Source organism: Nonomuraea sp. NPDC049714, from assembly GCF_044465295.1.
GTDB lineage: Bacteria > Actinomycetota > Actinomycetes > Streptosporangiales > Streptosporangiaceae > Nonomuraea.
On the sequence record NZ_JBITLM010000002.1, the window covers coordinates 185818 to 208886 of the forward strand.

At 71.4% G+C, this 23069-nt stretch carries 24 protein-coding genes, 3 tRNA genes and 1 pseudogene; 18 read left to right on the plus strand and 10 right to left on the minus strand.

All coding sequences use genetic code 11. The annotated features are described in order from the left end of the window. The first annotated feature begins 10 nt into the window (after positions 1-10). The 3 genes from ACIBQX_RS07750 to mihF all read left to right on the plus strand — a co-directional run bounded on the left by ACIBQX_RS07750 (position 11) and on the right by mihF (position 2291). Positions 11-1294, plus strand: a complete 1284-nt coding sequence (locus ACIBQX_RS07750) for an ROK family protein (protein WP_397001820.1) — start codon at positions 11-13, stop codon at positions 1292-1294. 182 nt (positions 1295-1476) lie between these two features. Next, on the plus strand, positions 1477-1881 hold the full coding sequence (locus ACIBQX_RS07755) for a heme-binding protein (protein ID WP_397001822.1): 405 nt from the start codon (positions 1477-1479) through the stop codon (positions 1879-1881). Between the two features lie 104 nt (positions 1882-1985). Further along, positions 1986-2291, plus strand: a complete 306-nt coding sequence (gene mihF / locus ACIBQX_RS07760) for an integration host factor, actinobacterial type (protein WP_397001824.1) — start codon at positions 1986-1988, stop codon at positions 2289-2291. Positions 2292-2528: 237 nt separating this feature from the next. On the opposite strand, the gene ACIBQX_RS07765 is transcribed toward mihF, so the two are convergent. After that, entirely contained in the window at positions 2529-3176 is a 648-nt protein-coding gene (locus ACIBQX_RS07765; RefSeq protein ID WP_397001826.1) for a response regulator, read from the minus strand. Continuing rightward, positions 3167-4414 (minus strand): sensor histidine kinase, encoded by a 1248-nt coding sequence (locus ACIBQX_RS07770; protein ID WP_397001828.1) that lies wholly within the window; start codon positions 4412-4414, stop codon positions 3167-3169. The genes ACIBQX_RS07765 and ACIBQX_RS07770 overlap by 10 nt, the downstream gene beginning before the upstream one ends. 184 nt (positions 4415-4598) lie before the next feature. Here ACIBQX_RS07770 and ACIBQX_RS07775 point away from each other — a divergent pair, with 184 nt between their 5' ends. After that, positions 4599-5867, plus strand: coding sequence for an acyltransferase (locus ACIBQX_RS07775; protein WP_397001830.1), 1269 nt, complete (start codon positions 4599-4601; stop codon positions 5865-5867). Between the two features lie 91 nt (positions 5868-5958). Continuing rightward, positions 5959-8457, plus strand: a complete 2499-nt coding sequence (locus ACIBQX_RS07780) for a DEAD/DEAH box helicase (RefSeq protein ID WP_397001832.1) — start codon at positions 5959-5961, stop codon at positions 8455-8457. Between the two features lie 137 nt (positions 8458-8594). On the opposite strand, the gene ACIBQX_RS07785 is transcribed toward ACIBQX_RS07780, so the two are convergent. Continuing rightward, the gene (locus tag ACIBQX_RS07785) at positions 8595-9176 is read right to left on the minus strand and encodes a hypothetical protein (RefSeq protein WP_397001834.1); all 582 of its coding nucleotides are present in this window, start codon (positions 9174-9176) and stop codon (positions 8595-8597) included. 34 nt (positions 9177-9210) lie between these two features. Next, positions 9211-10134, minus strand: coding sequence for a helix-turn-helix domain-containing protein (locus ACIBQX_RS07790; protein WP_397001836.1), 924 nt, complete (start codon positions 10132-10134; stop codon positions 9211-9213). A 56-nt stretch (positions 10135-10190) separates the two neighbouring features. Between ACIBQX_RS07790 and ACIBQX_RS07795 the strand changes: the two genes are divergently transcribed. After that, complete coding sequence (locus tag ACIBQX_RS07795) at positions 10191-10970, plus strand: phytanoyl-CoA dioxygenase family protein (protein WP_397001838.1); 780 nt, start codon at positions 10191-10193, stop codon at positions 10968-10970. On the opposite strand, the gene dusB is transcribed toward ACIBQX_RS07795, so the two are convergent. Further along, entirely contained in the window at positions 10967-12076 is a 1110-nt protein-coding gene (gene dusB, locus ACIBQX_RS07800; protein WP_397001840.1) for a tRNA dihydrouridine synthase DusB, read from the minus strand. The genes ACIBQX_RS07795 and dusB overlap by 4 nt on opposite strands. A gap of 83 nt (positions 12077-12159) precedes the next feature. Here dusB and ACIBQX_RS07805 point away from each other — a divergent pair, with 83 nt between their 5' ends. From ACIBQX_RS07805 to ACIBQX_RS07835, 7 genes are all read left to right on the plus strand, one after another. Then, entirely contained in the window at positions 12160-12792 is a 633-nt protein-coding gene (locus ACIBQX_RS07805; RefSeq protein WP_397001842.1) for an ACT domain-containing protein, read from the plus strand. 38 nt (positions 12793-12830) lie between these two features. Continuing rightward, positions 12831-12902, plus strand: a tRNA-Gly gene (locus tag ACIBQX_RS07810). Positions 12903-12917: 15 nt separating this feature from the next. Further along, positions 12918-12991, plus strand: a tRNA-Cys gene (locus ACIBQX_RS07815). A 1-nt stretch (position 12992) separates the two neighbouring features. Beyond that, positions 12993-13067: transfer RNA gene (locus ACIBQX_RS07820), tRNA-Val, on the plus strand. A 194-nt stretch (positions 13068-13261) separates the two neighbouring features. Then, positions 13262-13552 carry a hypothetical protein gene (locus ACIBQX_RS07825; protein WP_397001844.1) on the plus strand — a complete coding sequence of 97 codons (291 nt, stop codon included), beginning with the start codon at positions 13262-13264 and terminating at the stop codon, positions 13550-13552. 45 nt (positions 13553-13597) lie between these two features. Beyond that, a complete protein-coding gene (locus tag ACIBQX_RS07830) occupies positions 13598-14521 on the plus strand; it encodes an ADP-ribosylglycohydrolase family protein (RefSeq protein ID WP_397001846.1) in 924 nt (307 codons plus the stop codon). A 10-nt stretch (positions 14522-14531) separates the two neighbouring features. Then, positions 14532-15599 carry a WD40/YVTN/BNR-like repeat-containing protein gene (locus ACIBQX_RS07835; protein ID WP_397001848.1) on the plus strand — a complete coding sequence of 356 codons (1068 nt, stop codon included), beginning with the start codon at positions 14532-14534 and terminating at the stop codon, positions 15597-15599. A gap of 129 nt (positions 15600-15728) precedes the next feature. Here the strand turns inward: ACIBQX_RS07835 and ACIBQX_RS07840 are convergent, their stop codons facing one another. Next, positions 15729-16358: an alpha-ketoglutarate-dependent dioxygenase AlkB gene (locus ACIBQX_RS07840; protein WP_397001850.1), complete on the minus strand. Its 630-nt coding sequence runs from the start codon at positions 16356-16358 to the stop codon at positions 15729-15731. Positions 16359-16483: 125 nt separating this feature from the next. Here ACIBQX_RS07840 and ACIBQX_RS07845 point away from each other — a divergent pair, with 125 nt between their 5' ends. From ACIBQX_RS07845 to ACIBQX_RS07865, 5 genes and pseudogenes are all read left to right on the plus strand, one after another. Beyond that, positions 16484-17245 (plus strand): VOC family protein, encoded by a 762-nt coding sequence (locus tag ACIBQX_RS07845; protein WP_397001852.1) that lies wholly within the window; start codon positions 16484-16486, stop codon positions 17243-17245. Positions 17246-17337: 92 nt separating this feature from the next. Continuing rightward, positions 17338-18759: a S28 family serine protease gene (locus tag ACIBQX_RS07850; RefSeq protein WP_397001854.1), complete on the plus strand. Its 1422-nt coding sequence runs from the start codon at positions 17338-17340 to the stop codon at positions 18757-18759. A 54-nt stretch (positions 18760-18813) separates the two neighbouring features. After that, positions 18814-19014 (plus strand): hypothetical protein, encoded by a 201-nt coding sequence (locus ACIBQX_RS07855; RefSeq protein ID WP_397001856.1) that lies wholly within the window; start codon positions 18814-18816, stop codon positions 19012-19014. Further along, positions 18941-19414, plus strand: a pseudogene (locus tag ACIBQX_RS07860) (MFS transporter); the annotation flags it as partial. The gene ACIBQX_RS07855 and the pseudogene ACIBQX_RS07860, both read left to right, overlap by 74 nt. 127 nt (positions 19415-19541) lie before the next feature. Continuing rightward, positions 19542-19757 (plus strand): hypothetical protein, encoded by a 216-nt coding sequence (locus ACIBQX_RS07865; protein WP_397001857.1) that lies wholly within the window; start codon positions 19542-19544, stop codon positions 19755-19757. A 91-nt stretch (positions 19758-19848) separates the two neighbouring features. Here ACIBQX_RS07865 and ACIBQX_RS07870 read toward each other — a convergent pair whose 3' ends face one another. The 4 genes from ACIBQX_RS07870 to ACIBQX_RS07885 form a co-directional block, all read right to left on the minus strand. Then, positions 19849-20880, minus strand: a complete 1032-nt coding sequence (locus ACIBQX_RS07870; RefSeq protein ID WP_397001859.1) for a hypothetical protein — start codon at positions 20878-20880, stop codon at positions 19849-19851. Beyond that, positions 20877-21872: a hypothetical protein gene (locus ACIBQX_RS07875; protein WP_397001861.1), complete on the minus strand. Its 996-nt coding sequence runs from the start codon at positions 21870-21872 to the stop codon at positions 20877-20879. The genes ACIBQX_RS07870 and ACIBQX_RS07875 overlap by 4 nt, the downstream gene beginning before the upstream one ends. 79 nt (positions 21873-21951) lie before the next feature. Further along, on the minus strand, positions 21952-22317 hold the full coding sequence (locus ACIBQX_RS07880) for a DUF2203 domain-containing protein (protein ID WP_397001862.1): 366 nt from the start codon (positions 22315-22317) through the stop codon (positions 21952-21954). A gap of 10 nt (positions 22318-22327) precedes the next feature. Then, positions 22328-23008, minus strand: coding sequence for a GntR family transcriptional regulator (locus ACIBQX_RS07885; protein ID WP_397001864.1), 681 nt, complete (start codon positions 23006-23008; stop codon positions 22328-22330). Between the last annotated feature and the right edge of the window lie 61 nt (positions 23009-23069).

The following is a 23069-nucleotide window of genomic DNA, read 5'->3' on the forward strand; positions in this document are numbered from 1 at the left end:
GAGAAATATCATGATTGCGAACGGGGCAAGGACCAGCGGCGAGCTGCGCGCGCACAACCGGGTGCGGGTGCTGCGCGCCGTCCACGACTGCGGCGCGACCTGGACCAGGTCACGCCTCACCCGCGAGCTGGAGCTCGCCAGAGGGACCGCGTCGGTGCTGGTCGGCGGCCTGGTGGAGGACGAGCTCCTGCACGAGGTCCCGGCGCCCGAGCACGTACGGGGCCGGCCCACGCTGGTGCCGGGGCCGCATCCGCGCGGCCCGATCGTGCTGGCCGCCGACGTACGCGAGGACGCCTGGGAACTGGCGGCCTGCGAGCTGGGCGGGCGGATCACCGTGCTCTCCGTCCAGGAGCACGACGGCACGCCGGAGGGCGTGTTCCTGCCACTGGGCGAGGCGATCCGCGACCACCTGGCACGCTACGGCAGCCGCGTGGTCGGCGTCGGCCTGGCGGTGGCCGGGCCGGTTCGCGAGGGCGGCCTGGTGGACATCGCCCACCTGCGCTGGCGCTCGGTGGACGTCCCCGCCCTGCTCGCCGTCGAACGCCCGGGAACCGAACCTCCAGAACGCCCGGGACGTCCAGGAACGGAACGCCCGGAAACCGAACGCCCGGGAACCGTCCGGGTGGGAATCGTCCGGGTGGGGGGCGAATCGCCGGAATTCGTCCGGGTGGGCAACGACACGGCGCTGGCCGCGCTCGCGGAGGCCCGCCGGGGGCTGTTGCGCGGCGTCGAGGTGGGGCTGCACCTCCACGTGGACTTCGACCTCGGCGGTGTCCTGGTCGTCGACGGTAAGCCGCTGGGCGGGGCGAGTGGGATGGGCGCCGAGTTCGGCCACATGCCCCTCACCGGCGGCGACGCGCCGTGCATGTGCGGGGCGAGCGGCTGCTGGGGCATGGAGGTGGGTGCGAACGCCCTGCTCCGCCACATGGGCCTCGCCTACGGCGGCGGCAGAGGCCGCGCCCAGGCCGCCCGCCTCCTCGCCGAGGCAGCGGCCGTAGAGGCGGTCGTGGCCAATGCGCGGGCGCTCGGGAGGGGGATCGCCGCGCTGGTGAACGCGCACGACCCGGAGGTGGTCGTCCTGTCCGGGCTGGCCGCGGACCTGCACGACCGGGTGGCGCCGGTGCTCATGCGGGCCGTGGAGGACGGCCTGATGACCATCCGCCGCGACCGCCCGCCCTTGATCGCCCCGTCGGCCATGCCGTGGCGCGGCTCTCTGCTGGGCGCCATGGAGTCGGTGTTCGACGCCTTCCTGACCCCCGAGGGCCTCTCCACCTGGCTCTCGGCACAATCCTAGGCACGACACGCCCGAGCGCACAGTGTGATTGATACCACGCGCAAGGGCCGAAAGGCCCCATCCCGTACGCGTCCCACGGCGGTCCGATCCCAGGCCCAGGGGCGATCTTGCGCAGGTGACGCACGCGCTGTACGCATGAGGCGTCGGGCAGCGGAGGAACACCGAAGGCCAGGGGGACGTGCGTGGATCTCGAACTCGCGTTACGCATGTGCGAGGCGGCGCTGAGGCAGGCCGCCCGGGAGGGCGCGGTGATCTCCGTGGCCGTGGTCGACTCGGGCGGTCATCTGGTGTCTTTCCTGCGTATGGAGGGTGCGGGCTTCGCGGGAGCGTCCCTGGCGCCGGGCAAGGCCTGCGCCGCGGCGGCCCACCGCAGGCCCACGGCCGAACTCGCGCCGGCGGCCGGCCAGGGACCGGGCGGAGACCTGTCCTGGCATGACCGTTTCGTCTGTGTCGGCGGCGGGATCCCGCTCTGGGCGGACTACGGCGAGACCGAGCGCGTGGCCGGAGGCGTGGGGGTCAGCGGCGGCACCGCGGAGCAGGACGTGGCGTGCGCCGAAGCGGCCTCATCGGTCTGGCGGACACGTTGAGCGGCGCTTTCCGCAACAAGAACCGCTGGTATCCGCCATGATTAGCCACTGCACTACGGGTAACAGAAATCCCCGATCGTTAACTCCCCGAGGAGAGACAGAACATGGCACTTCCCACTCTCACCCCAGAGCAGCGCAAGGCAGCGCTGGAGAAGGCCGCGGAGGCCCGCGCCGCCCGCACGGCTCTGCTGGGCAAGGTCAAGGCCGGCGAGCTGAGCTTCTCCCAGCTGCTGGAGCGCGATGACGACATCGCCAAGAAGATCAAGGTCTCCCAGGCGCTGCGCGCCGTCAAGGGCGTCGGCCCGGCCAAGGCCACCGCGCTGATGGAGGAGGCGGGCGTCGACGAGAAGCGCCGCCTCGGCGGCCTGGGCGCCCAGCAGCGCAAGAAGCTGGTCGAAGCGCTCGGTTGATGCCGGGCGGCCAGGTCCGCGCGCAGCGCAGCGCCGCGCGGACCGGCCGTTGACCCATCCGGGATTTCAGGCCGGACAACGGGCCGAGGAGGGGCTGACAGGCGGACCCTGCGCCTGTGAGCGGACCAGGCTCCGGCCGTACGACCGCGGGCGCGCCAGCTACTCCGGTATACCGGGGTAGGCCGGCGGTCGCCGGCACGGATCCGCGAGCCCGGCCCACCCGGAAGGTCAGGGCCGTTACGAGCGCAGATAGGCGAGTACGGCGAGCACCCGGCGATGCTGGTCACTGTCGTCGGCGTAGAGGCCGAGCTTGCTGAAGATGCTCCTGATGTGTTTCTCGACGGCTCCGTCGCTGATCACGAGCTGCCTGCCGATGGCGGGATTGGACTTGCCCTCCGCCATCAGGCCGAGCACCTCGCGCTCGCGAGGCGTCAGCTGGGCGAGAGGATCGTCCCTGCGTCTGCGCACCATCAGCTGTGACACCACCTGTGGATCGAACACGGTCCCACCGGAGGCGACCCGTCTCAGCCCCTCCATGAACTCGTCCACGTCGACGACGCGGTCCTTGAGCAGGTAGCCCACCGCGCCTCTGGCGTCGGCGAGCAGGTCGTCGGCATAGGACACCTCGACGTACTGCGACAGGATCAGCACGGGCGCGCCGGCGACCCTGCGCCGCGCCTCGACGGCGGCCCGCAGCCCCTCGTCGGTGAAGGACGGCGGCATCCGCACGTCCACCACCGACACGTCGGGCCGGTGCTCGGCGACCGCCTCGACGAGGCCGTCGCCGTCCCCGACGGTCGCGACCACCTCGCAGCCGAACTCTTCGAGCAGCCTGACCAGGCCCTCCCTGATCAGCACCGCGTCATCGGCCACGACTACACGCACGGAACCTCCGCAAAGATCACTGTCGGCCCGCCTTCGGGCGACCGCACCATGAGCTCCCCGTCGACCGCGCGGAGCCGGTCGGCCAGCCCGGCGAGACCGTGTCCCTTGGCGACGTGTGCGCCGCCGACCCCATCATCCCCGATGGTGAGCATGAGGGCGGTACCGGTGCTGATGAGCTGGATGGTGCAGACCGTGGCTTTACTGTGCTTGGCGACGTTCGTCAGGGTCTCGGCGACGACGAAGTAGATGGCGTTCTCGATCGCGGCCTCGTACCGTTCGCTGGTCTGCACCTCCAGGTCGACCGGGACCGTGCAGCGCCCGGCGAGCGCGGCGAGCGCGGGGGCCAGGCCGCGGTCGGACAGGATGGGCGGGGCGATGCCGCGGGACAGGGCGCGCAGCTCGTCGAGCGTCTCGCGGGTGGCGGTGATCGCGGAGCTGATGGTGGCCTGCGCCGCCTCAGGGTCCTTGTTCAGCTGGCGCTGGGCCCTGGACAGCTCCATGGCGAGCGAGACCAGGCGCTGCTGGGGGCCGTCGTGGATGTCGCGCTCCAGCTTGCGCAGCGCGTTGGCCTCGGCCGACACGGCGGCGGCCCGCCCTTCGGCCAGGTCGTCGATGCGGGTGTGCAGCTCGGCGACGCCGGTCAGCAGCACCCTGCCGAGCCCGGCCCGCAGCAGCGCGGCGCCGCGCACCGTGAACGGCATGAGGAACAGGAAGAACAGCCCCAGGCTGACGTAGAAGATCAGGTTGATCAGGTAGCCGGTGCCCATGCCCAGCAGCTCGGGCAACTCCACGTTGCCGGGGATGCGGGAGGTGATGACGCCGTAGATCGGATAGGTCAGCCCGGCGAAGGGGATCGCCCACGAGACCACGGTGAGCACGAACGCGACGAGCGCGATCGGGAAGTTCACGATGCCGTGCAGCAGGTCGAGCCACGACTGCCCGCTGGTGAGCGGGTTGATCAGCTTGCGGAAGCGTCCCGCGCCCACCGGGGCCGGCTTGTAGCGGGGCCGTACCGGAGGGCGTTTGAGCACGTCCGACAGCCATCCACGCTCCGCGTCCGCGAATCCGCGCGCGACCATGAGGGTGCCGGCGAGCACGGGCACGCCGATCCACACGACCGCGGTGCCCACCCCGGCGGCCAGGCCGACGAGCATGAGCGCGAAGGTGATCACGGTCGTGGGGAACCCCACCAGCGTGTAGCGGGTGTCCAGCAGGACACGCCTCATCAGGGAGCGCATGCCACACACGCTAAATCCCCCTGCGGCCCTTTTCGACCCGGTGCGCCCGCCTCCGGGGGTAAGGACAGCCCTACCGGGTCCGGTGGTGGGAAGGCGACCGCAAGACGGCGGTTCTCGTCAATGTGCGGAGACGGTCCCGGCGGGAGCCTTGAGTGCACCACTCCCCCACCGAATCGAGGCCCCCATGGCCGTCCTGCTGGAGCGACCCGCAGCACCGCGCACCGCGGCGCCGGCTCGGGTCCGGGATCCCTTCATCGACGTCCTGCGGGTGCTCGGCATGGCGGCGGTGGTGTTCCAGCACTGGACGATCCCGGTGCTCTCCTTCGACGGCGACCGGTTGACCACGGGGAACGCGCTGTCGACTCCCGGCGTGTGGGTGGTCACCTGGCTCAGTCAGGTGATGCCGCTGGTGTTCTTCGCGGGCGGCGCGGCCAACGCGATCAGCTTCGGCCGCGCCACGCAGGGCGGGCCGCAGTGGCTCGTCGTCCGGCTGCGGCGGCTGGCGTGGCCGCTGCTGCCGCTGGCGGCGGTGTGGATCCCGCTCCCGCACCTGCTGCTCATGTTCGGCGTGCCGGCACAGCCGCTGGAGGTGGGCGCCAAGCTCACCGGCCAGCTCCTGTGGTTCCTGGCCGTCTATCTGATCGCCGTCACGGCCACGCCGTACATGATGCGTCTGCACGCCAGGCACGGGCTCAGGGTGCCGGCCGCGCTGGCGGCCGGCGCGGCGCTGACGGACGTGGTGCGCTTCTCGACCGGGTTCGACGCGCTCGGGTACCTGAACATCGTGTTCGTCTGGCTGGCGGTCCACCAGCTCGGTTTCCTGTACGCCGACGGGCGGCTCGACCGGGGTACCCCCGCCCGGTGGCTGATGGCGGCCGGCGGTTTCGGGGCGGCCGCGCTGCTGGTGGGGTACGGCCCCTACCCGGACAGCATGATCGGCCTGCCGGGGGCCGAGATGTCCAACATGGCGCCGCCCACGCTGGCGATGCTGGCCGTCTCCGTCGGGCAGATCGGGCTGGCGGCGCTGCTGCGGCCGTGGATCCTGCGCCTGCCCATCAGCCGCCCGCTGGCCTGGGCGGGGCCGCGGATGATGACGGCGTACCTGTGGCACATGCCGGCCCTGTTCGTGGTGACCGGGGTGGTCGTGGTAGGGATGCGCCTGGACACGCCCGCACCCGGCGGCGCCTTCTGGCTCGCCGGATGGCCGATCTGGCTGACGTTGCTCGGCCTGACGATGTGGCCGCTGCTGAAGGGCTTCGCCCGGTTCGAGGAGCCGCCCACGTTGCCGTACGGGAAGGCCACCTGGACGAGCGCGCTGGCCGCGACCGCGCTCGTCGGGGGCGGCCTGCTGGCGCTGACGGTGGCCGGGTTCGCGCCGGGGCTCACGCCGGTCGTGGCGATCCTGGCGATCCTCGGCGGGCTGCTGGTGACGGGCCCGCGCGCCCAGCTGTGAGCGGCGCGTGGCTGGACACCGTTCCGCTCCAACTCGACTCCGGACGGTAAGACCGGTCCGACCATGCTGTGAACTTCGGCAGGATAGGTGTGTGAGCCTTCTCATTGACCGCCTGCCCGAAGACATCGATGCCGATCCCGACGCCATCTTCGACGCGTTCGTGTCCTGGAACTCCGAACGGGGGCTCACCCTCTATCCAGCGCAGGAGGAGGCGCTGATCGAGGTGGTGTCCGGCAGCAACCTGATCCTGGCCACGCCCACCGGCTCGGGCAAGAGCCTCGTCGCCCAGGGCGCCCACTTCGCCGCGCTGACCAGGGACATCCGCACCTTCTACAGCGCTCCGATCAAGGCGCTGGTGTCGGAGAAGTTCTTCGACCTGTGCGCGGTCTTCGGCACCGCGAACGTCGGCATGATGACCGGCGACGCCAGCGTCAACCCGGGCGCGCCGATCATCTGCTGCACGGCGGAGATCCTCGCCAACGTGGCCCTGCGCGACGGCGCGGCGGCCGACATCGGCCAGGTGGTGATGGACGAGTTCCACTTCTACGCCGAGCCGGATCGCGGCTGGGCGTGGCAGGTGCCGCTGCTGGAGCTGCCCCATGTGCAGTTCATCCTGATGTCGGCGACGCTCGGCGAAGTGTCGATGTTCGAGCGCGACCTGACCAGGCGCACCGGGCGGCCGACCGCGGTGGTCAAGCACGCCGAGCGTCCGGTGCCGCTGGTCTACTCCTACCGGATGACCCCGCTGCACGAGACGCTGGAGGAGATGCTCAGCACCGGCCAGGGCCCCGTCTACGTGGTGCACTTCACCCAGGCGGCGGCGATGGAGCGGGCGCAGTCGCTGATGAGCCTCAACATGGCGACGAAGGCGGAGAAGGCGGCGATCTCCGCGATGATCGGCCATTTCCGGTTCACCACCGGCTTCGGCCGGGCGCTGTCGCGGCTGGTGCGCCACGGCATCGGCGTGCACCACGCCGGGATGCTGCCCAAATACCGGCGGCTGGTGGAGCGGCTGGCGCAGGCCGGGCTGCTGAAGGTCATCTGCGGCACCGACACCCTCGGGGTGGGCGTCAACGTGCCGATCAGGACCGTGCTGTTCACGGCGCTGTCGAAGTACGACGGCAACAAGGTGCGGCGGCTGCGCGCCCGCGAGTTCCACCAGATCGCCGGCCGCGCCGGGCGCGCCGGGTTCGACACCATCGGTTACGTCGCCTGCCAGGCGCCCGAGCACGACGTCGAGAACGCCAAGGCCCTGGCCAAGATCGGCGACGACCCGAAGCGGCGGCGCGGCTACGCCCGCAAGAAGCCGCCGGAGGGGTTCGTCGGCTGGAGCGAGGAGACCTTCGAGAAGCTGCAGAGCGCCGAGCCCGAGCCGCTCAACTCGCGGTTCAAGGTGAGCAACGCCATGCTGCTGGCGGTGATCAACCGGCCGGGCGACTGCTTCCAGGCGATGAAGCACCTGCTGACCGACAACCACGAGGACCGCAAGTGGCAGCGGCGGCACATCAGCCAGGCCATCGCCATCTACCGGTCGCTGCTGGCGGGCGGCGTGGTCGAGCAGCTCGCCGAGCCCGACGACCAGGGCCGGCGGGCCAGGCTGACGATCGACCTCCAGGACGACTTCGCGCTCAACCAGGCGCTGTCCACGTTCGCGCTGGCCGCCTTCGACCTGCTCGACCGTGACGCCCCCGGCTACGCCCTGGACCTGGTCTCGATCGTGGAATCCATCCTGGACGACCCGCGCCAGATCCTGTCGGCGCAGCTCAAGAAGGCCAAGGGCGAGGCCGTCGCGGAGATGAAGGCCGACGGGATCGAGTACGAAGAGCGCATGGAGGCGCTCGCCGAGATCATGTACCCGATGCCGCTGGAGAGCCTGCTGCTCGGCGCGTACGAGACCTACCGGCAGGGTCATCCGTGGGTGGGCGACTACACGGTCAGCCCCAAGTCGGTGGTGCGCGACATGTACGAGCGGGCGATGACGTTCGGGGAGTACATCCAGTTCTACGAGCTGTCCAGGTCCGAGGGCACGGTGCTGCGCTACCTGGCCGACGCCTACCGCACGCTGTCGCGCACCATTCCCGAGCATCTCAAGACCGAGGACCTGGTCGACCTGATCGAGTGGCTCGGCGAGCTGGTCCGCCAGGTCGACTCCAGCCTGATCGACGAGTGGGAGAAGCTGGCCAACCCGGACGAGGCGCTGGAGCAGCGCCAGGCGCTGGAGACGAAGGTCCGCCCGGTCACCGGCAACGCGCGGGCGTTCCGGGTGCTGGTGCGCAACGCGATGTTCCGGCTGGTGGAGCTCTGCTCGCTGGAGAAGGAGGCGGAGCTGGCCGAGCTGGCGCCGGACGTCGACTGGGGCGCGGCGCTGGACGCCTACTACGACGAGCACGAGGAGATCCTCACCGACGCCGACGCGCGGGGGCCCGCGCTGTTGAGCATCGAGGAGGAGAGCGGCCTGTGGAAGGTCCGCCAGACGGTCAAGGACCCGGCGGGCGACGGCGACTGGGGCATCGACGCGCAGATCGACCTGGCCGCCTCCGACGAGGAGGGCCGAGCGGTCGTCCATGTGGTCGGGCTCAACAGGCTCTGAGAAAAAGATCAGCGTGTGCCGGAACGGACTGGCAAGGGCGCCCCGGCACACGCTTGTTCCTCAAGTGTCGCGCCGGAAAGTTCGGCGTAGCGTCATGACAGTGTCCCAAGATCGAGACATTTGCCGTACGGGCCTGGTCAGCAGGAGGCGATGCGGCAGATCTTCGCCAGCATCCGCCTGGTGTCCTTGGTCTGCTGCGCGAAGTCGGCCTTGGCCGGCTTGCTCCATTCGCCGCCCACGGTGTAGATCAGCAGCGCGTTGCCACGGCGGGTGACGAGGCCGCGCTCACCGCCGATGGCGACCTTCTTGCCCTGGTATGCCTGGCCGGTGACGGCCAGCGCCCCGTCGCCGAGCCGTACGGCGCCGCCGGAGTAGCGGTAGCCGGAGGTGCCGCACGCCCGCGCGGCCCTGTGCAGGTCCGTCAGCGCCTTCTTGGCCGCCGAGCGGGAGGCGTAGAGGATGACCTGCTCGGACTTGGAATAGTCGGGCACGGCCGTGTAGACGAGGGTCTTGGCCGCCGTGCGCCCGGACTGGCCGAGCTTGGCGCTGTCGCAGGGGTTGAGGACGAGCTTGGCGCTCTTCTTGGCGCTCACCCGCCAGCTGTGCTCCGGGTTGTCGTCCTTCTTGGCCGCCGCCTTCTCGTACAGCATGAACCCGTTGGGGATACCGACGGTGGCCGAGGCGGCGAGAGCAGCGGATAACAGCAGAGTCGTGACCATGGTTGAGAATGACATGAATCGTGGCGGGATGACGTCAGCCGATGGCGTGGCGGGCTCGGTAGTCGCGGGGCGGCAGACCGTACTCCTGACGGAACGCGCGGCTGAAGTGGAACGGGCTGACGAAGCCGGACGCGGCGGCGACCTGGCCGATGTCGAGGTCGGTCGCCTCCAGGAGGGTGGCCGCGTACCGCATCCGGGCCTCGCGCACGGCGCGCATCGGGGTGCGGCCGGTCTCGGCGGTGAACAGGTGCGCGAAGCGCGACGGCGACAGCGCCACCGTCCGTGACAGGGAGTCGACCGAGTGCGGCGCGCCCGGCTCGGCGGCGATGAGGGCGAGCGCGCGGCGGATCCGGGCGTCCCCGCCCTCCCCACCGCGGCGGGCCGACGCGGTGGCCAGCACCAGCACCTCCTCCACCGCCCCGAGCACGAGCTCCCGCGCCGCCGCCGACCCGGCGATGGCGGTGACCGGCGGCTCGCCCGGCAGGTCTTCCAGCACGTCGCCCGGCACTGTGGCCGGGCCGCTCTCCAGTGCCCCGGACCGGCCGTTCTCCAGGGCGGGGGGCGGCAGCCAGCGGGCGTCGCGGAGTGCCCGTCCGAAGGCGTGGTCGATGCGGTCGTGCAGGGCCGGCGCGACGCCCGCCACCAGGTGACAGCCGGGAGCGGCGGCATGCGGAGCGAGCCACCCCGGCCACGACGGGCGCGGCTGGAAGTGCACCCACCAGAACCGCCACCGCCCGGCCCCCGGCGCGACCCGGTAGTGGTGCGCCGCCCCCGGCCCCAGCACCACGAGATCACCGGCCCCCGCCAGGAACGACACACCCGACTGCTCGACGTGCCCGCCCCCCGCCTGCGTCCACATGAGCAGCCAGCTCGGCGCCCCCGACGCACGGCGGGTGGCGTAGCCGGCAGGCTGGTCGTAGTGGCCCACGATGGTCAGCTCGGCAGCAGGAACGGACATGTCCTCAGCGGTCACCGTCATACCCTCGCACGCGCCCGCCGCCTAGCGTGAACGCCATGAGACTCAACGACTTCCAGGACCAGGGTTACGTGCTCGTCCCCCGGATGCTGTCCCCCGACGAGGTGGCCGGGCTGCGCGAGGAGTTCATGGCGCTGCACGCCGGCGGCCCGATCCCCGGCCATTTCGCCCCCAAGCCGCAAGAGCCCGGCATGCCGTACGACATCCTGCGCGACTACCCGCGCATCATGCACCCGCACCAGGTGAACGATCTCGCCCTGCGCTACCTGCTCGACGCCCGCTTCTGCGCGGTGCTCGAAGAGCTGCTCGGCGAGGAGCCGCTAGCAGCCCAGAGCATGTTCTACTTCAAGCCGCCGGGAGCCAGGGGGCAGGCGCTGCACCAGGACAACTTCTACCTGCGGGTCGAGCCGGGCACCTGTGTGGCGGCGTGGGTGGCGCTGGACCGGGTGGACCGGGCGAACGGCGGCCTGGAGGTGGTGCCCGGCACGCACCGGATGGACCTGTTCTGCCCGGAGGAAGCTGATCCGGGCGTCTCCTTCACCAGGGACTTCGTCCCGCCTCCGCCCGGCCTGGAGCGGGTGCCGGTCGACATGGAGCCGGGCGACGTGCTCTTCTTCAACGGCAGCCTGGTCCACGGCTCGGAGCCGAACACCACGGCCGACCGCTTCCGGCGCAGCTTCATCTGCCACTACGTCGGCCGCTCGGCCGAACGCATCTCCGACTACTACCGCACGCTCACCATGTCCGGCGACCCGGTCCGCCTGGAGGTCGCCACCGGAGGCGGCCCCTGCGGCGTGGAGGCCACCGGCCCGCACTAGCCGCCGGAGAGGTCCGACTCGGCGTCCTGCGGGACGTCGCAGTCCCACTGGTCGTCCAGCCAGCCGTCCGGCAGGTGCACCTTGTCACGCTCGCCGGACTTGCCGCGCGGGGTGTCGGTGTGGGGCGGCCACGGCTGGTCGTGCTCCAGCCGGGCCAGGCTCTCCCGCAGCCCGTCGAGCGAGTCGGCGGTGCCCAGCGCGCGGCGCAGCTCGGAGCCGACCGTGAACCCCTTGAGATACCACCCGACGTGCTTGCGGAAGTCCGTCACCGCGTAGCGCTCGAGGTCGAAGCAGTCGGTGAGCCCTTCGGCGTGCCTGGCCATCATCGCGGCCACCTCGCCGAGCGTCGGCCGGGCACGCTCGGGGCTGCCGTCGAACGCGTTGGCCAGGTCCTTGAACAGCCACGGCCGGCCCAGGCAGCCCCGGCCCACCACGACGCCGTCGCAGCCCGTGGCGGCCACCATGCGCAGGGCGTCGTCGGCGCTCCAGATGTCGCCGTTGCCCAGCACCGGGATGTCCCGCACCGCCTCCTTGAGCCGCGCGATCGCGTCCCAGTCGGCCACCCCGCCGTAGTGCTGCCGCGCCGTACGGGCGTGCAGGGCGATCGCCGCGATCCCCTCCTCGACCGCGATGCGGCCCGCGTCGAGGTAGGTGAGGTGGTCCTCGTCGATGCCCTTGCGCATCTTCATCGTCACGGGCAGGGGTCCCGCGTTCGCGACGGCCGCGCGCAGGATCCGCCGCAGCAGATTGCGCTTGTACGGCAACGCCGAGCCGCCGCCCCGCTTGGTCACCTTGGGGACCGGGCAGCCGAAGTTGAGGTCGATGTGGTCGGCCAGGTCCTCCTCGACGATCATCTTGACCGCCAGTCCCACCGTGTCCGGATCCACTCCGTACAGCTGAATGCTCCTGGGCGACTCCGACTCCGCGAACCTGACCATCCGCAGCGTCCTCGGATTACGCTCCACCAGCGCCCGCGTCGTGATCATCTCGCACACGAACAGCCCCGCGCCCTGCTCCCGGCAGAGCGCCCTGAACGGCGCGTTCGTGATGCCCGCCATGGGCGCCAGCACCACGGGCGGCCACACCTCGATCGGCCCAATCTTCACCCCGTCAGTTGTAGCGCAGGTCGAGCCGCGAGCGGTATTCGCCGGATAGTGTGTGAACCGGCATCTCGCTCGGGGAGGGATGGATGCTTCTTCGCGTGCGCATCACGCTGCCCGACAAACCCGGCTCTCTCGCCCAGGTCACCAGGGTTCTGGGCGCCGCGGGCACCGACATCACCCAGGTCACGGTCCTCGAACGAGGCGCCGGCCGGGCGATGGACGACCTGACGGTCCACTGCCCTGACGAGGTCTCCAAGCAGGCGCTGCGCGACGGCCTGGAGAGCGTGCCCGAGGTAACGGTCGAAGGCGTCTGGAGCACCCGCGAGGCCCCCGGCACCTACCCCGAGCTGGAGATACTCAAATACATCACCACCGCGGGCGACCGGGCGCTGAACACGCTCGTCGACTCGCTGCCGGTGCTGTTCAGCGCCGACTGGGCGGCCACGGCGGCCGAGCGCGGCGTCGTCTACGCGAGCTGGCGGGCCCCGGAGCAGGTGGCGCTGCCGGAGCCGGTCCCGCCCCGGCCGACGGCCCGCACGCTCGAAGGCGGCCTGCACGTCATCCACGCCCCGCTGCCGCCGCTCGCCCTCACCCTCCTGCTGGCCCGCACCGAAGGTCCCGCCTTCCACCGCATCGAGGTGCACCGGCTCACCCGCATCCTGGAGATCTTCCTCAGCCTGCCCGCCACCGAGCGAAGCGTCGCCCGCCGCCTCAAGTGAGCATCCGGTCGCAAAACCCGCTAGAGTTAGTGGGCAACGCGGAAGTGGCTCAGTGGTAGAGCATCACCTTGCCAAGGTGAGGGTCGCGGGTTCGAATCCCGTCTTCCGCTCTAAGTAAGTCACTTGGTGGAGTGGCCGAGAGGCGAGGCAGCGGCCTGCAAAGCCGTCCACACGGGTTCAAATCCCGTCTCCACCTCCAAGGACGATTAGCTCAGCGGGAGAGCGCTTCCCTGACACGGAAGAGGTCACTGGTTCAATCCCAGTATCGTCCACCAGATCGAAGAGCTTCGTAGGCGACTCGAAGATCAGTCGCCGCGCTCCATGGTAGAAGTCGTCAGCATGGAGTTTTTCTGTTACCACCGCGATCGTCCTGATTCCATGGCGCTGCGCGACCCGCCGCCGCGCGCGCGTTCGCCTTTGACGAGCCCACCTATCAGGCCGGCGTGTACCGGGACGTGATGCTGCGCCGATGGCGCAACGTGCTGGGGCGCACCATGTGGGACTTCCCCGGCGGCCGGGAGGACGGCAACCGCTATCTGGTGCTGGCCTCGGCTCCGGGCAGCCCGCCGACCTTGTCCCGCCGCCCGGCCAGAACGAACTGATCGCGTACGGGCCGCTGCTGTCCGACGACGGCACCACCTGGCTCGGTACGGCGCTGCTGGTCCGAGCGCCGGACCCTGATGCGGCACGCGCCGTCCTGACCCCGGACCGGTACGCCGGCATCGAGGTCCACGACTGGGCGTTCGGCGGGCGGCGGTAGCGAGGGCGAGCACCAAGAGATCATCGAGGTGCATAATGGGCGCCGATGCCTTCCGATCCCGCAGTACGCTCGCTGTACGGCCTGGCCGTCGGTGACGCTCTCGGCTCCCAGTTCTTCGTCCCGGCCAACCGCCCGCATCTCGACGCCCGCACCCTGCCGCCCGCGCCCTGGCAGTGGACCGACGACACCGAGATGGCCTGCTCCGTCTACCGCGTCCTGGCCGACCACGGCACGATCGACCAGGACCGTCTCGCCGCCGCCTTCGCCGGGCACCATGACTTCGACCGCGGCTACGGGCCCTCCACCGGCCGGATGCTGCGACTGGTGCGGGAGGGCGGCGACTGGCGCGCACTCGCGGCCGAGGTCTTCGACGGCAAGGGCTCCTGGGGCAACGGTGCCGCCATGCGGGTCGCGCCGCTCGGCGCCTGGTTCGCCGGGGACCTGGCGGAGACCGTACGGCAGGCGGAGCGGTCCGCGCTGGTCACCCACACCCACCCGGAGGCGGTCGCCGGAGCGGTCGCCGTGGCCGTCGCCGCCTCCCTGGCCGCCTCGGAGGCCGCCCTTTCGCGCGGCGGCTTCCTGGACGCGGTCATGGACCTCACTCCCCCGGGCCTCGTCCGCGACGGGATCGCCGAGGCTCGCCGGCTCCTGACGATCAGCGATCCACTGCCGGCCGCCCGCATGCTGGGCAACGGCCGCAACGTCACCGCGCACGACACCGTTCCGTTCGCCCTGTGGGCCGCCGCCCGCCACCTGGACGACTTCGAGCGGGCCTTCTGGGCCACGGCCTGCGCCGGAGGCGACGTGGACACCACCTGCGCGATCGTCTGCGGCATCCTCGGCGCCCGGCTCACCCCTCCCACCGCCTGGCTCGAAGCCTGCGAACCACTACCGGCCTGGACCCGGATCCCGCCACAGGATCACCAGCGCAAGATCCAAGGCGTGGACGGTGGTGATCCTTTGGGTTAGTTTGCCTGACATGAGACTTCGGTTCGCGTTGAGCGTGCTGTCAGTGGCCTGTCTGGTGGCCGCCACCCCGTTGACAGCTCAGGCCGTCACCACGCCGGCTCTGGGGTGGGAGCTGACGGAGACCGGGGTGACCGCGCGGCTGCGTGGGCTGTCGCCGGTCAGTCGTGACGTGGTGTGGGCCTCGGGGTCGGAGGGCACCGTGCTGCGTACCGTGGACGGCGGCCGGACCTGGCGCGACGTGTCCCCGCCTGGTGCCGCCGCCCTGCAGTTCCGTGACGTGGAGGCGTTCGACTCGCGCCGGGCCGTGGTGCTGTCCATCGGCGAGGGCGCCGACTCGCGTGTCTACCGGACCGAGGACGGCGGCCGTACCTGGAACGAGACCTTCACCAACGACGAGCCGAGGGCCTTCTACGACTGCATGGCGTTCTTCGACCGGCGGCACGGGCTGGCGATGAGCGACCCGGTGGACGGCAGGTTCAGGATTCTCGCCACCGAGGACGGCGGGCGGAGCTGGCGGGTGCTGCCCGCCGACGGCATGCCCGAGGCGTTGCCCGGAGAGGCCGGGTTCGCGGCGAGCGGGCAGTGCCTGGTCACCTCCGGCGGGCGGGACGTCTGGCTGGCCAGTGGCGGGGCCGGGCGCTCACGGGTGTTCCACTCGGGTGACCGGGGACGCACCTGGACGGTGGCGGACACGCCGATCCCGGCCGGCGACCCGGCGCGCGGGGTCTTCGCGGTGGCCTTCCGGGACGCGCGGCACGGTGTCGCGGTGGGCGGCGACTACCGGCCCGACCAGGCATCGCCCAGCGCGGCGGCCCTGTCCGGGGACGGCGGCGCCACCTGGAGGACCTCGGCCACGCCGCCTCCGGCCTACAGGTCCGGGGTGACCTGGCTGCCCTACGCGCCGTTCGCGGCCATCGCCGTGGGGCCGGCGGGCAGCGACGTCACGCACACGGGCGGGCGGACGTGGCGAACCTTCGACACCGGCTCGTTCGACACGGTGTCGTGCACGCGGGACCTGTCGTGCTGGGCCTCCGGCGAGCAGGGGCGGGTGGCCCGCCTCACCTTCGACCACCGCTGAGCGCCCAGCCCCGTTCGCCGCACGTCACCGGCCCCGAGCCGCGCCGCTCGCGGCGGGTGCTGGATCGGCCAGGGCGGCCGGTGCGGAGAACGGCCTAGCGCACGCCGCGCGGGGGCTAGCGCAGGCCGGCTAGCGCACGCCCCGGGGGCGGAACTGGACGCTGATGCGCGGGCCGGTCGGGCGGGCCGTCTTGGGGATCGCGTGCTCCCAGGTGCGCTGGCAGCTGCCCCCCATCACGATCAGATCGCCGTGGCCCAGGTCGTGGCGGATCGACGGGCCGCCGCCTCGTGGCCGTAGCAGCAGCGGGCGTGGGCTGCCGACCGAGACGATCGCCACCATGGTGTCCTCGCTGCCGCCCCGCCCGATGGTGTCGCCGTGCCAGGCCACGCTGTCGCGGCCGTCGCGGTAGAAGCACAGGCCCGCGGTGCGGAACGGCTCGCCGAGCTCGGCGGCGTAGTGGTCGTTGAGCGCGCGCAGGGCGTCGTCCAGCATCGGATCGGGCAGGGGCTCGTCCTCGTCGTAGAACTTCAGCAGCCTCGGCACGTCCACGACCTTGTCGTACATCTTGCGCCGCTCCGCCCGCCAGGGCACCGTCTCGGCCAGCCGCTCGAACAGCGTGTCGGCCCCGGAGACCCAGCCGGGGCGGACATCCAGCCACGCGCCCCGCTCCAGCGACGTCCTGCGGACCGCCGAACCGAGCTCCCCGAAGCCGAGCTCCTCGTCCACGCCCAGCAGAGACGCTTGGAATACAGCTCTCATGGCTTCGAGTGTACGTGATCGTTCAAACATACATTCGACTGAGCGTGTCGCGCCGATTCTGTCAGCGGGACGTGCGAGGCTCGGAGTCAATGGGTCCGCAGTGGTTCATGACGAAGGAGCGTCCCGTGCTCACCACGCAGTATCAGCCCGGCACCCCGTGCTGGATCGATCTCGGCAGCCCCGATCTGGAGGCTTCGGCGAGGTTCTACACCGGCCTGTTCGGCTGGCGGTTCGACTCCTTCGGCGGCGACTACGGCCTGTGCAAGGTCGACGGCAGGACGGTCGCCGCGATCGGCACGATCACCGAGGAGGGCGCCACCCCGGCGTGGATGCTCTACTTCTTCTCGCCCGACTGCGCGGCCACCACCGAGGCCGTCGAGCGCGCGGGCGGCGCCGTGCGCGTCCGCCCGATGGAGATCGAGGGGCAGGGCCACCTGGCCCAGTTCACCGACCCGGCGGGCGCCCAGTTCGCCATCTGGCAGTCGGGCGCCAATCGTGGCCTCGACCTGGTCAACGATCCCGGCTCGCTGGCCTGGGCCGAGCTCTACGTCCCCGACCCCGCCGCCGTCCAGGGCTTCTACCGGTCGGTCTTCGGCTGGCGGATCGCGGAGCTGTCCATGGGTGATTTCACTTATCCCGTGGTGTCACCGGCCGAAGGCGACCAGGAGGAGACCTCGATGGCGGGCCTGGCCGAGGTGCAGCCCGGCGACTCCCCTCACTGGCTGATCTACTTCGAGGTGCCCGACTGCGACGCCACGGTGTCCAGGTGCCAGGAGCTCGGCGGCTCGGTGCGGGCACCGGCGATGGACGTCGAGGACGTGGGCCGGATGGCCTTCCTCACCGACCCGCACGGCGCCCGCTTCGCGGTCATCACCAGCGCGGGCTGACAGCGTCCCGGCGCGGAGGACGGGGCACTGTTCGGCGGCCCTTGATCGGTATACCGTCATGCGATACAGGTCCCCCCGAAGGAGACGCGATCGTGCGATCCCCGCGCCTGGCCGTGCTGGCGGCATCGATGGCGGTCGTGACGGCCCTCAGTCCGCACGCTCCGCCGGCCACCGCCGCAGCCCTCGCCACGTCGGTCGGCCCAGCGTCCGTGGCGGCGCAGGACGACCTGCTCGACAGGCTCACCGCCATCCCGGGGCTCACGGTGGTGTCGGAGTCGCAGCCGGCGGGTCACCGGTTCTTCGTCCTGACCTTCACCCAGCCGGTCGATCACCGGCGTCCGCGCGGGGCGACGTTCGAGCAGCGGCTCACCTTGCTGCACCGGTCGGCCGACGCCCCTGTCGTCCTCTACACCGGCGGCTACGGCCTGCCCGTCAACCCCACGGCCTCGCGTACGGAACCGACCCAGTTGCTGGACGGCAACCAGGTCTCCGTCGAGCACCGCTTCTTCCGCTCCTCGCGCCCGGCGCCGGCCGACTGGGACGACCTGACCATCTGGCAGGAGGCGACGGACGAGCACCGGATCGTTCAAGCGCTCAAGACCGTCTATTCGGGCAGATGGCTGCAGACGGGCGCGAGCAAGGGCGGCATGACGTCCATCTACCACCGGCGCTTCTACCCCGACGACGTGGACGGCGTGGTCGCCTATGTCGCGCCGAACGACCGGCTGAATCGCCTGGATCACACCTACGACAGGTTCTTCGCCCAGGTCGGCTCCGAGTCCTGCCGGGCCGCGCTGGCCGGCGTGCAGCGGGAGGCGCTCAAGCGGCGGGACCGGACGGTGGCGCTGCTGGAGGCGGACGCCGCGCGCAACGGCTACACCTTCACCAGGACACTCGGCAGCGTGGACCGGTCGTTCGAGATGACGATCCTCGACACCGCGTGGGCGTTCTGGCAGTACGCCGCCGAGGCGGACTGCGCGGCCGTGCCGCCCGTGACCGCCACGGACGAGGAGCTCTACTCCTGGATCGACGGTGTCGCCTTCTTCGGCTTCTACACCGACCAGGGCTTGGACTACTACACGCCGTACTACTACCAGGCTGCCACCCAGCTCGGCTGGCCCGATCTGGAGTTCCGGCACCTGCGCGGGCTGGTGCGCCACCGCGGCCTCTACCAGCCCAACTCGGTGATCCCCGCCGAGCTGCGCTCCCGGCACGATCCGCGGCCGATGCTGGACGTGGACCACTGGGTGCGCGCCCGGTCGGAGCGGATCCTGTTCGTCTACGGCGAGAACGATCCGTGGAGCGCCGAGCGTTTCACGCCGAGCAGGCATGACTCCTACCTGTATGTCGCACCGGGCGCCAACCACGGCGCCAACATCTCCCGGCTGTCGGAGGCCGACCGGGCGGCGGCGACGGAAACCCTGCGACGCTGGGCGGACGCGCAGCCGGCGCAGCGGAGCCGGGCGGAGGCCATCCCCTACGACGACATGCTCCCCGATCGCCGGGCCCGCTGAGCGCGCGAGGCTTCACACCAGGAGACTCCGCAGGATGTAGGGCATGATGCCGCCGTGCCGGTAGTAGTCCGCTTCGCGGTCGGTGTCGGGCCGGAGGCCGGCCCGGAAGGTGATGTCGCCGGCGGTGACGGTCAGCGTCCGCGGCCGGCGGCTCTCGTTGAGCGGTTCGAGGCCGGTGATCGTGATCTGCTCACGGCCGGTCAGGCCCAGCTCGTCGGCGCCTTGGCCGGGCAGGAACTGCAGCGGGAGGATTGATGTACGGCCCGGCCGCCGAGTTGGCCCGACGGCTCCACGACGTGCCGGTCACCGGCTCGGACGAGGCGATGTTCGCCCACGTCGCCCGGCACCGCCCCGGCAGGGTGCTGGTGCTCGGCTCACTGAACTCGGCGGCGGCCGACTCGGCGAGACGGCTCGAGAACGCGGGCGCAGACTGCTGGTCGGCAGCACCGTCGCCGCGGCCGTCGCCATGCTGCTCACCCCGCTGCCCATGTCGCTGTGGCTGCTGTCCGCCCTGCTCGTGATCATCGGCCTCGGGCTCGGCGTGGGGCAGCCGCTGACCATGTCCTGGCTGGCCGAGTCCGCACCGCCAGGCATGCGCGGCCGGGCCATGTCGCTGCGCCTGGCCGGCAACCGCACCGGCCAGTTGCTCATCCCCGGCGCGGCGGGCTCGCCGCCGCCGGGCTCGGCGCCGGCGGCGTCCTGTTCATCACCGCGCTCAGCCTCGGCTGGGCCGCCCTGGCCGCCCGCCGGCTTCCCGTCGACCCCTGGAAAGGTTCCCCACCATGACCATCGCCACCGCGGACCTGTACGACGAGCACGGCGACCGACTCGACTCCTGCGACCTGCAACTGCGCCAGTACGGTGGCCACCGCGCCTTCGCCGGCACGATCGTCACCGTCCGCTGCCACGAGGACAACGCCCTCCTCAGGTCCGTCCTGCGCGAGCCCGGCGACGGCCGCGTCCTGGTGGTCGACGGCATCCTCGTGACCCGCGCCTGAGCGCGCTCGTCATCGTGGGTCGCCGGCCTCTTGCCGCAGGTCAACGCGGAAACGTCCACCACACGCCCCCGGCCGCCTCTGGACGGGGGGCTCAGCCGCCGCAGGAGGCGAAGACGAAGGTGTCCTTCAGAAGCGTGTAGCGGTCCCTGATGGTGACCGCGCCGGTCTCCGTGTCCATCTGCGCGATCGTCATCCTGATCTCCTTGCCCACCGGTCGTTCCAGGTGCACGGTCACCTGCCGGTCGCCGGTCCAGTCGATCATGTGGACCTGGCCGGCCGGCAGCTTGACCCGCTGCCGCTTGAGCAGCTGGTCCGTCTGCGCGTCGTACAGCGCGAGCCGGGACTTGCCGGCGACCCAGACGGCGATGGTGCGGCCGTCGCCGGACAGGGCCGGCGGCGCGTTGACGGCGATGACCTGTGGCGGCGTGACGCGGTTGAGCCGCTCGCCGGTGTCGGCGTTGACGGCCAGGTCGGTGACGCCCTCCTCGCCGTTCAGGACCGTGAGCAGCTCCCCGCCGTCGCCGCTGAACCCGGCCAGATGGTGCGGCCCCGCGACGCCGCCCAGCCGGGCGCCGCTGCCGGTGTCGTAGACGCGGGTGCCGTAGGGGTCATCGCCGATACTGACGGCGAGCCTGGCCCCGTCTCCGGACAGCTGCAGCCTGATCACCTCCTGGTCCCTGCGCGGCAGCGCGCCGGCGGGCAGCAGTGTGACGCCGCCGTCCAGGGTGCGTACGGCGAGTCGTCCGGCGCGGGTGATGTAGGCGACCTTCTGGCCGTCGCCGCTGACCGAGATCGGGGCGGCGGGGTAGACGGCGGACTTGCCGTTCGCGCGCCGGGCCACGACCTGGGCGTCACGCAGGACGCGCTGCTCGCCGCTGTGCAGGACCAGGCGCCAACGACCGCAGGGGACCTCGCCGCCCCCCTTGAGCTTGCAGCCCTTGACGGAGGCGTACCGGATGCTCTCGTGGTGCGGCGCCGCCCAGGCGGCGGCCATCCCAGTGGCCGGCGCGCTGGCCGGCGCGGTGGCGGATGCAGTGGCGGATGCGGTGGCGGATGCGGTGGCCGGCGCGGTCGTCGGCGCCGCGAGCAGCGCGGCGGCCAGCAGGGCGATCCTGATTCTCATGCCGTCTCTCCCGCCGCGTAGAAGGCGTGCCTGGACTTGCCGATCGTGTACGTGTCCCGCTGCTTGAGCGAGCCCGTCCCGGGATCAGCGGTGAGCACCCGTACCACCGCTGCGGAACCTTCGTCGTCCGTCGTCACCAGCGCGGTCAGCTTGCCGTCCGCCGTCCAGTGGGCGGAGTACGGCGTACTGGCCGGGTCCAGCGCCAGGTCCACGCCCTTGGAGAGCTCCCCCGTCTGCAGGTCGTAGAGGCGCAACCGGGGCCGCTTCTTCTTCTCGGCGTCCCCCCAGATGAACGCCGCGACCGTCCTGCCGTCGGCGGCCAGCGTCGTGGTGGCGGCGCCGGCCACGACCTGAGGCGGTGTGCGTCTGGTCGAGGTGCCGTCGAGCCGGTGCGCGAGCAGGGCGGTGGTGTTGTCGCCGGCGGTGCGCTGGGCCAGCACCTCGTCGCCGTCGGCGCTGAAGCCGAGTGGCAGGTCGAGGCCGGGGAGTTCGGTGGTCCTGCCGGTCGCGACCGTGAAGACCCTGGTCGGCACCCGCCCGCTCTCGTCCCCGTGGTCGACCAGCACCCGGTCCCCGGCGGGCGACAGCTGCGCGGTGATCGACCCGGTGCCCTTGGGCGCGAGCGAGCGGGGCAGCTCGGTGGCGGAGCCGCCGGCGACCCGGCGGACGATCAGGCGGTGATCCGATGCCCGCTCGTAGAGCATCGTCCGGCCGTCGCCGCTGACGGCGAAGACGCCGGCGTCGGTGGTGCGCCTGCCCCGGGCGTCCACCTTGGTCGCGGCGGCGTCGGGGACGGTGATCGTCCGGCCGTTGCGCAGGATGAGCCGCCAGTGACCGCACGGGCCGGAGTCGACGCCGCTGGAGCAGGACTTGATCCAGGCCGCGCGTGCGACGGACGGACCGGTCTGGGCGTGTGCGGAGGGTGGCGTGGCCGCCACCCCGCCGAGGACCGCGGACGCCAGGAGGGCGGCGGTCGCAGGGGTGAGCCTCATGGGTGATCCTTTCGCTCACCCGGTTAGAGTCGCCGTCTCACAGGCCGGTTGGTCACAGGTCGGCCACACTTGGGCGAGGTCAGGACGGCAGTGGGCGGCGGCCGGGAAAGCCCAGCTCGCTGCGGTGATACCAGCCGAGCTCCGGCTCCGGCTCGATCCAGCACAGGCGTACGGACACACCGTCGAGCATCGAGGGGAAGTCCAGCAGCAAGGGCGCGACGCCCTTGACCTCCACGCCCTGCTCGCTCCAGCCGCTCACGATCTCCTGGATGCGGGCTTCGGCGGCCTTGAGCTCGGGCAGCCCGCCCAGCCGGGAGCCGCCGGGGGTGTCACGGTCGAAGGCGATCTCGGCGAGGTCGGCGCGCGCGGCGATGAGCTCGCGGGCCTCCTCGATGATCGACGGCATCAGTGCGCGGGCCTCGTCGAGGGTGAAGAGCCTGTCCATCCCGGGAACGTTAGCGGTTCGGCTCGTAGGCGTGGAGGAGAAGCTGCTCGGCGTGGTCGAGATAGGCGTCCAGGGCGGCGACGGCCCGGCCGGGCTCGCCGGCCTCGATCAGCCCCAGCAGCTCGCGGTTGAGCGCCACGAACGGCTCGTGGAAGGCGCGCGGATCCTCCATGACGTGGAAGACGAGCCGGAGCTCGGCCAGGAGCTGCCGCATCGCCTCGTTGAGCCGCGGGCTGTCGTTGAGCGTCACCAGGGCCTGGTGAAAGCGGATGTTGGCGGTGCCGACGGCCTGCCAGTCGTCATCCCGGGCGGCCCCCTCGGCGTCGGCGACCGCCTCTCTGATCACCTGCAGCACCTGCTCGGTCGGCTTGCGGCGCACGGCCATGCCCTCGATCACCCGGCGCACCTGATAGAGGTCGGCGACGTCCTCGGCGGACAGGACCCGCACGAACACGCCCCTGTTGAGCCGGTGGTCGAGCAGCCGCTCGTGACTGAGGAGCCGGAAGGCCTCGCGCAGCGTGTTGCGCGAGACGCCGAGCGCCTCGCAGATCGACTCCTCCGACAGGCGCTGGCCGGGCTTGAACAGGCCTTCGATGATGCGGTCACGCAGGATGTCCGCCACGCGCTCGGCCGTGCTGCTACGTCCGAGACGTGAGCGGTCCTGCGCGAGGTCGGCGGCGGCGTTCTTCACAGGATCAGGAAATCATTGAACAAACCCCTTGTCGAATTGTTCAACGATTTTTATGGTGTAA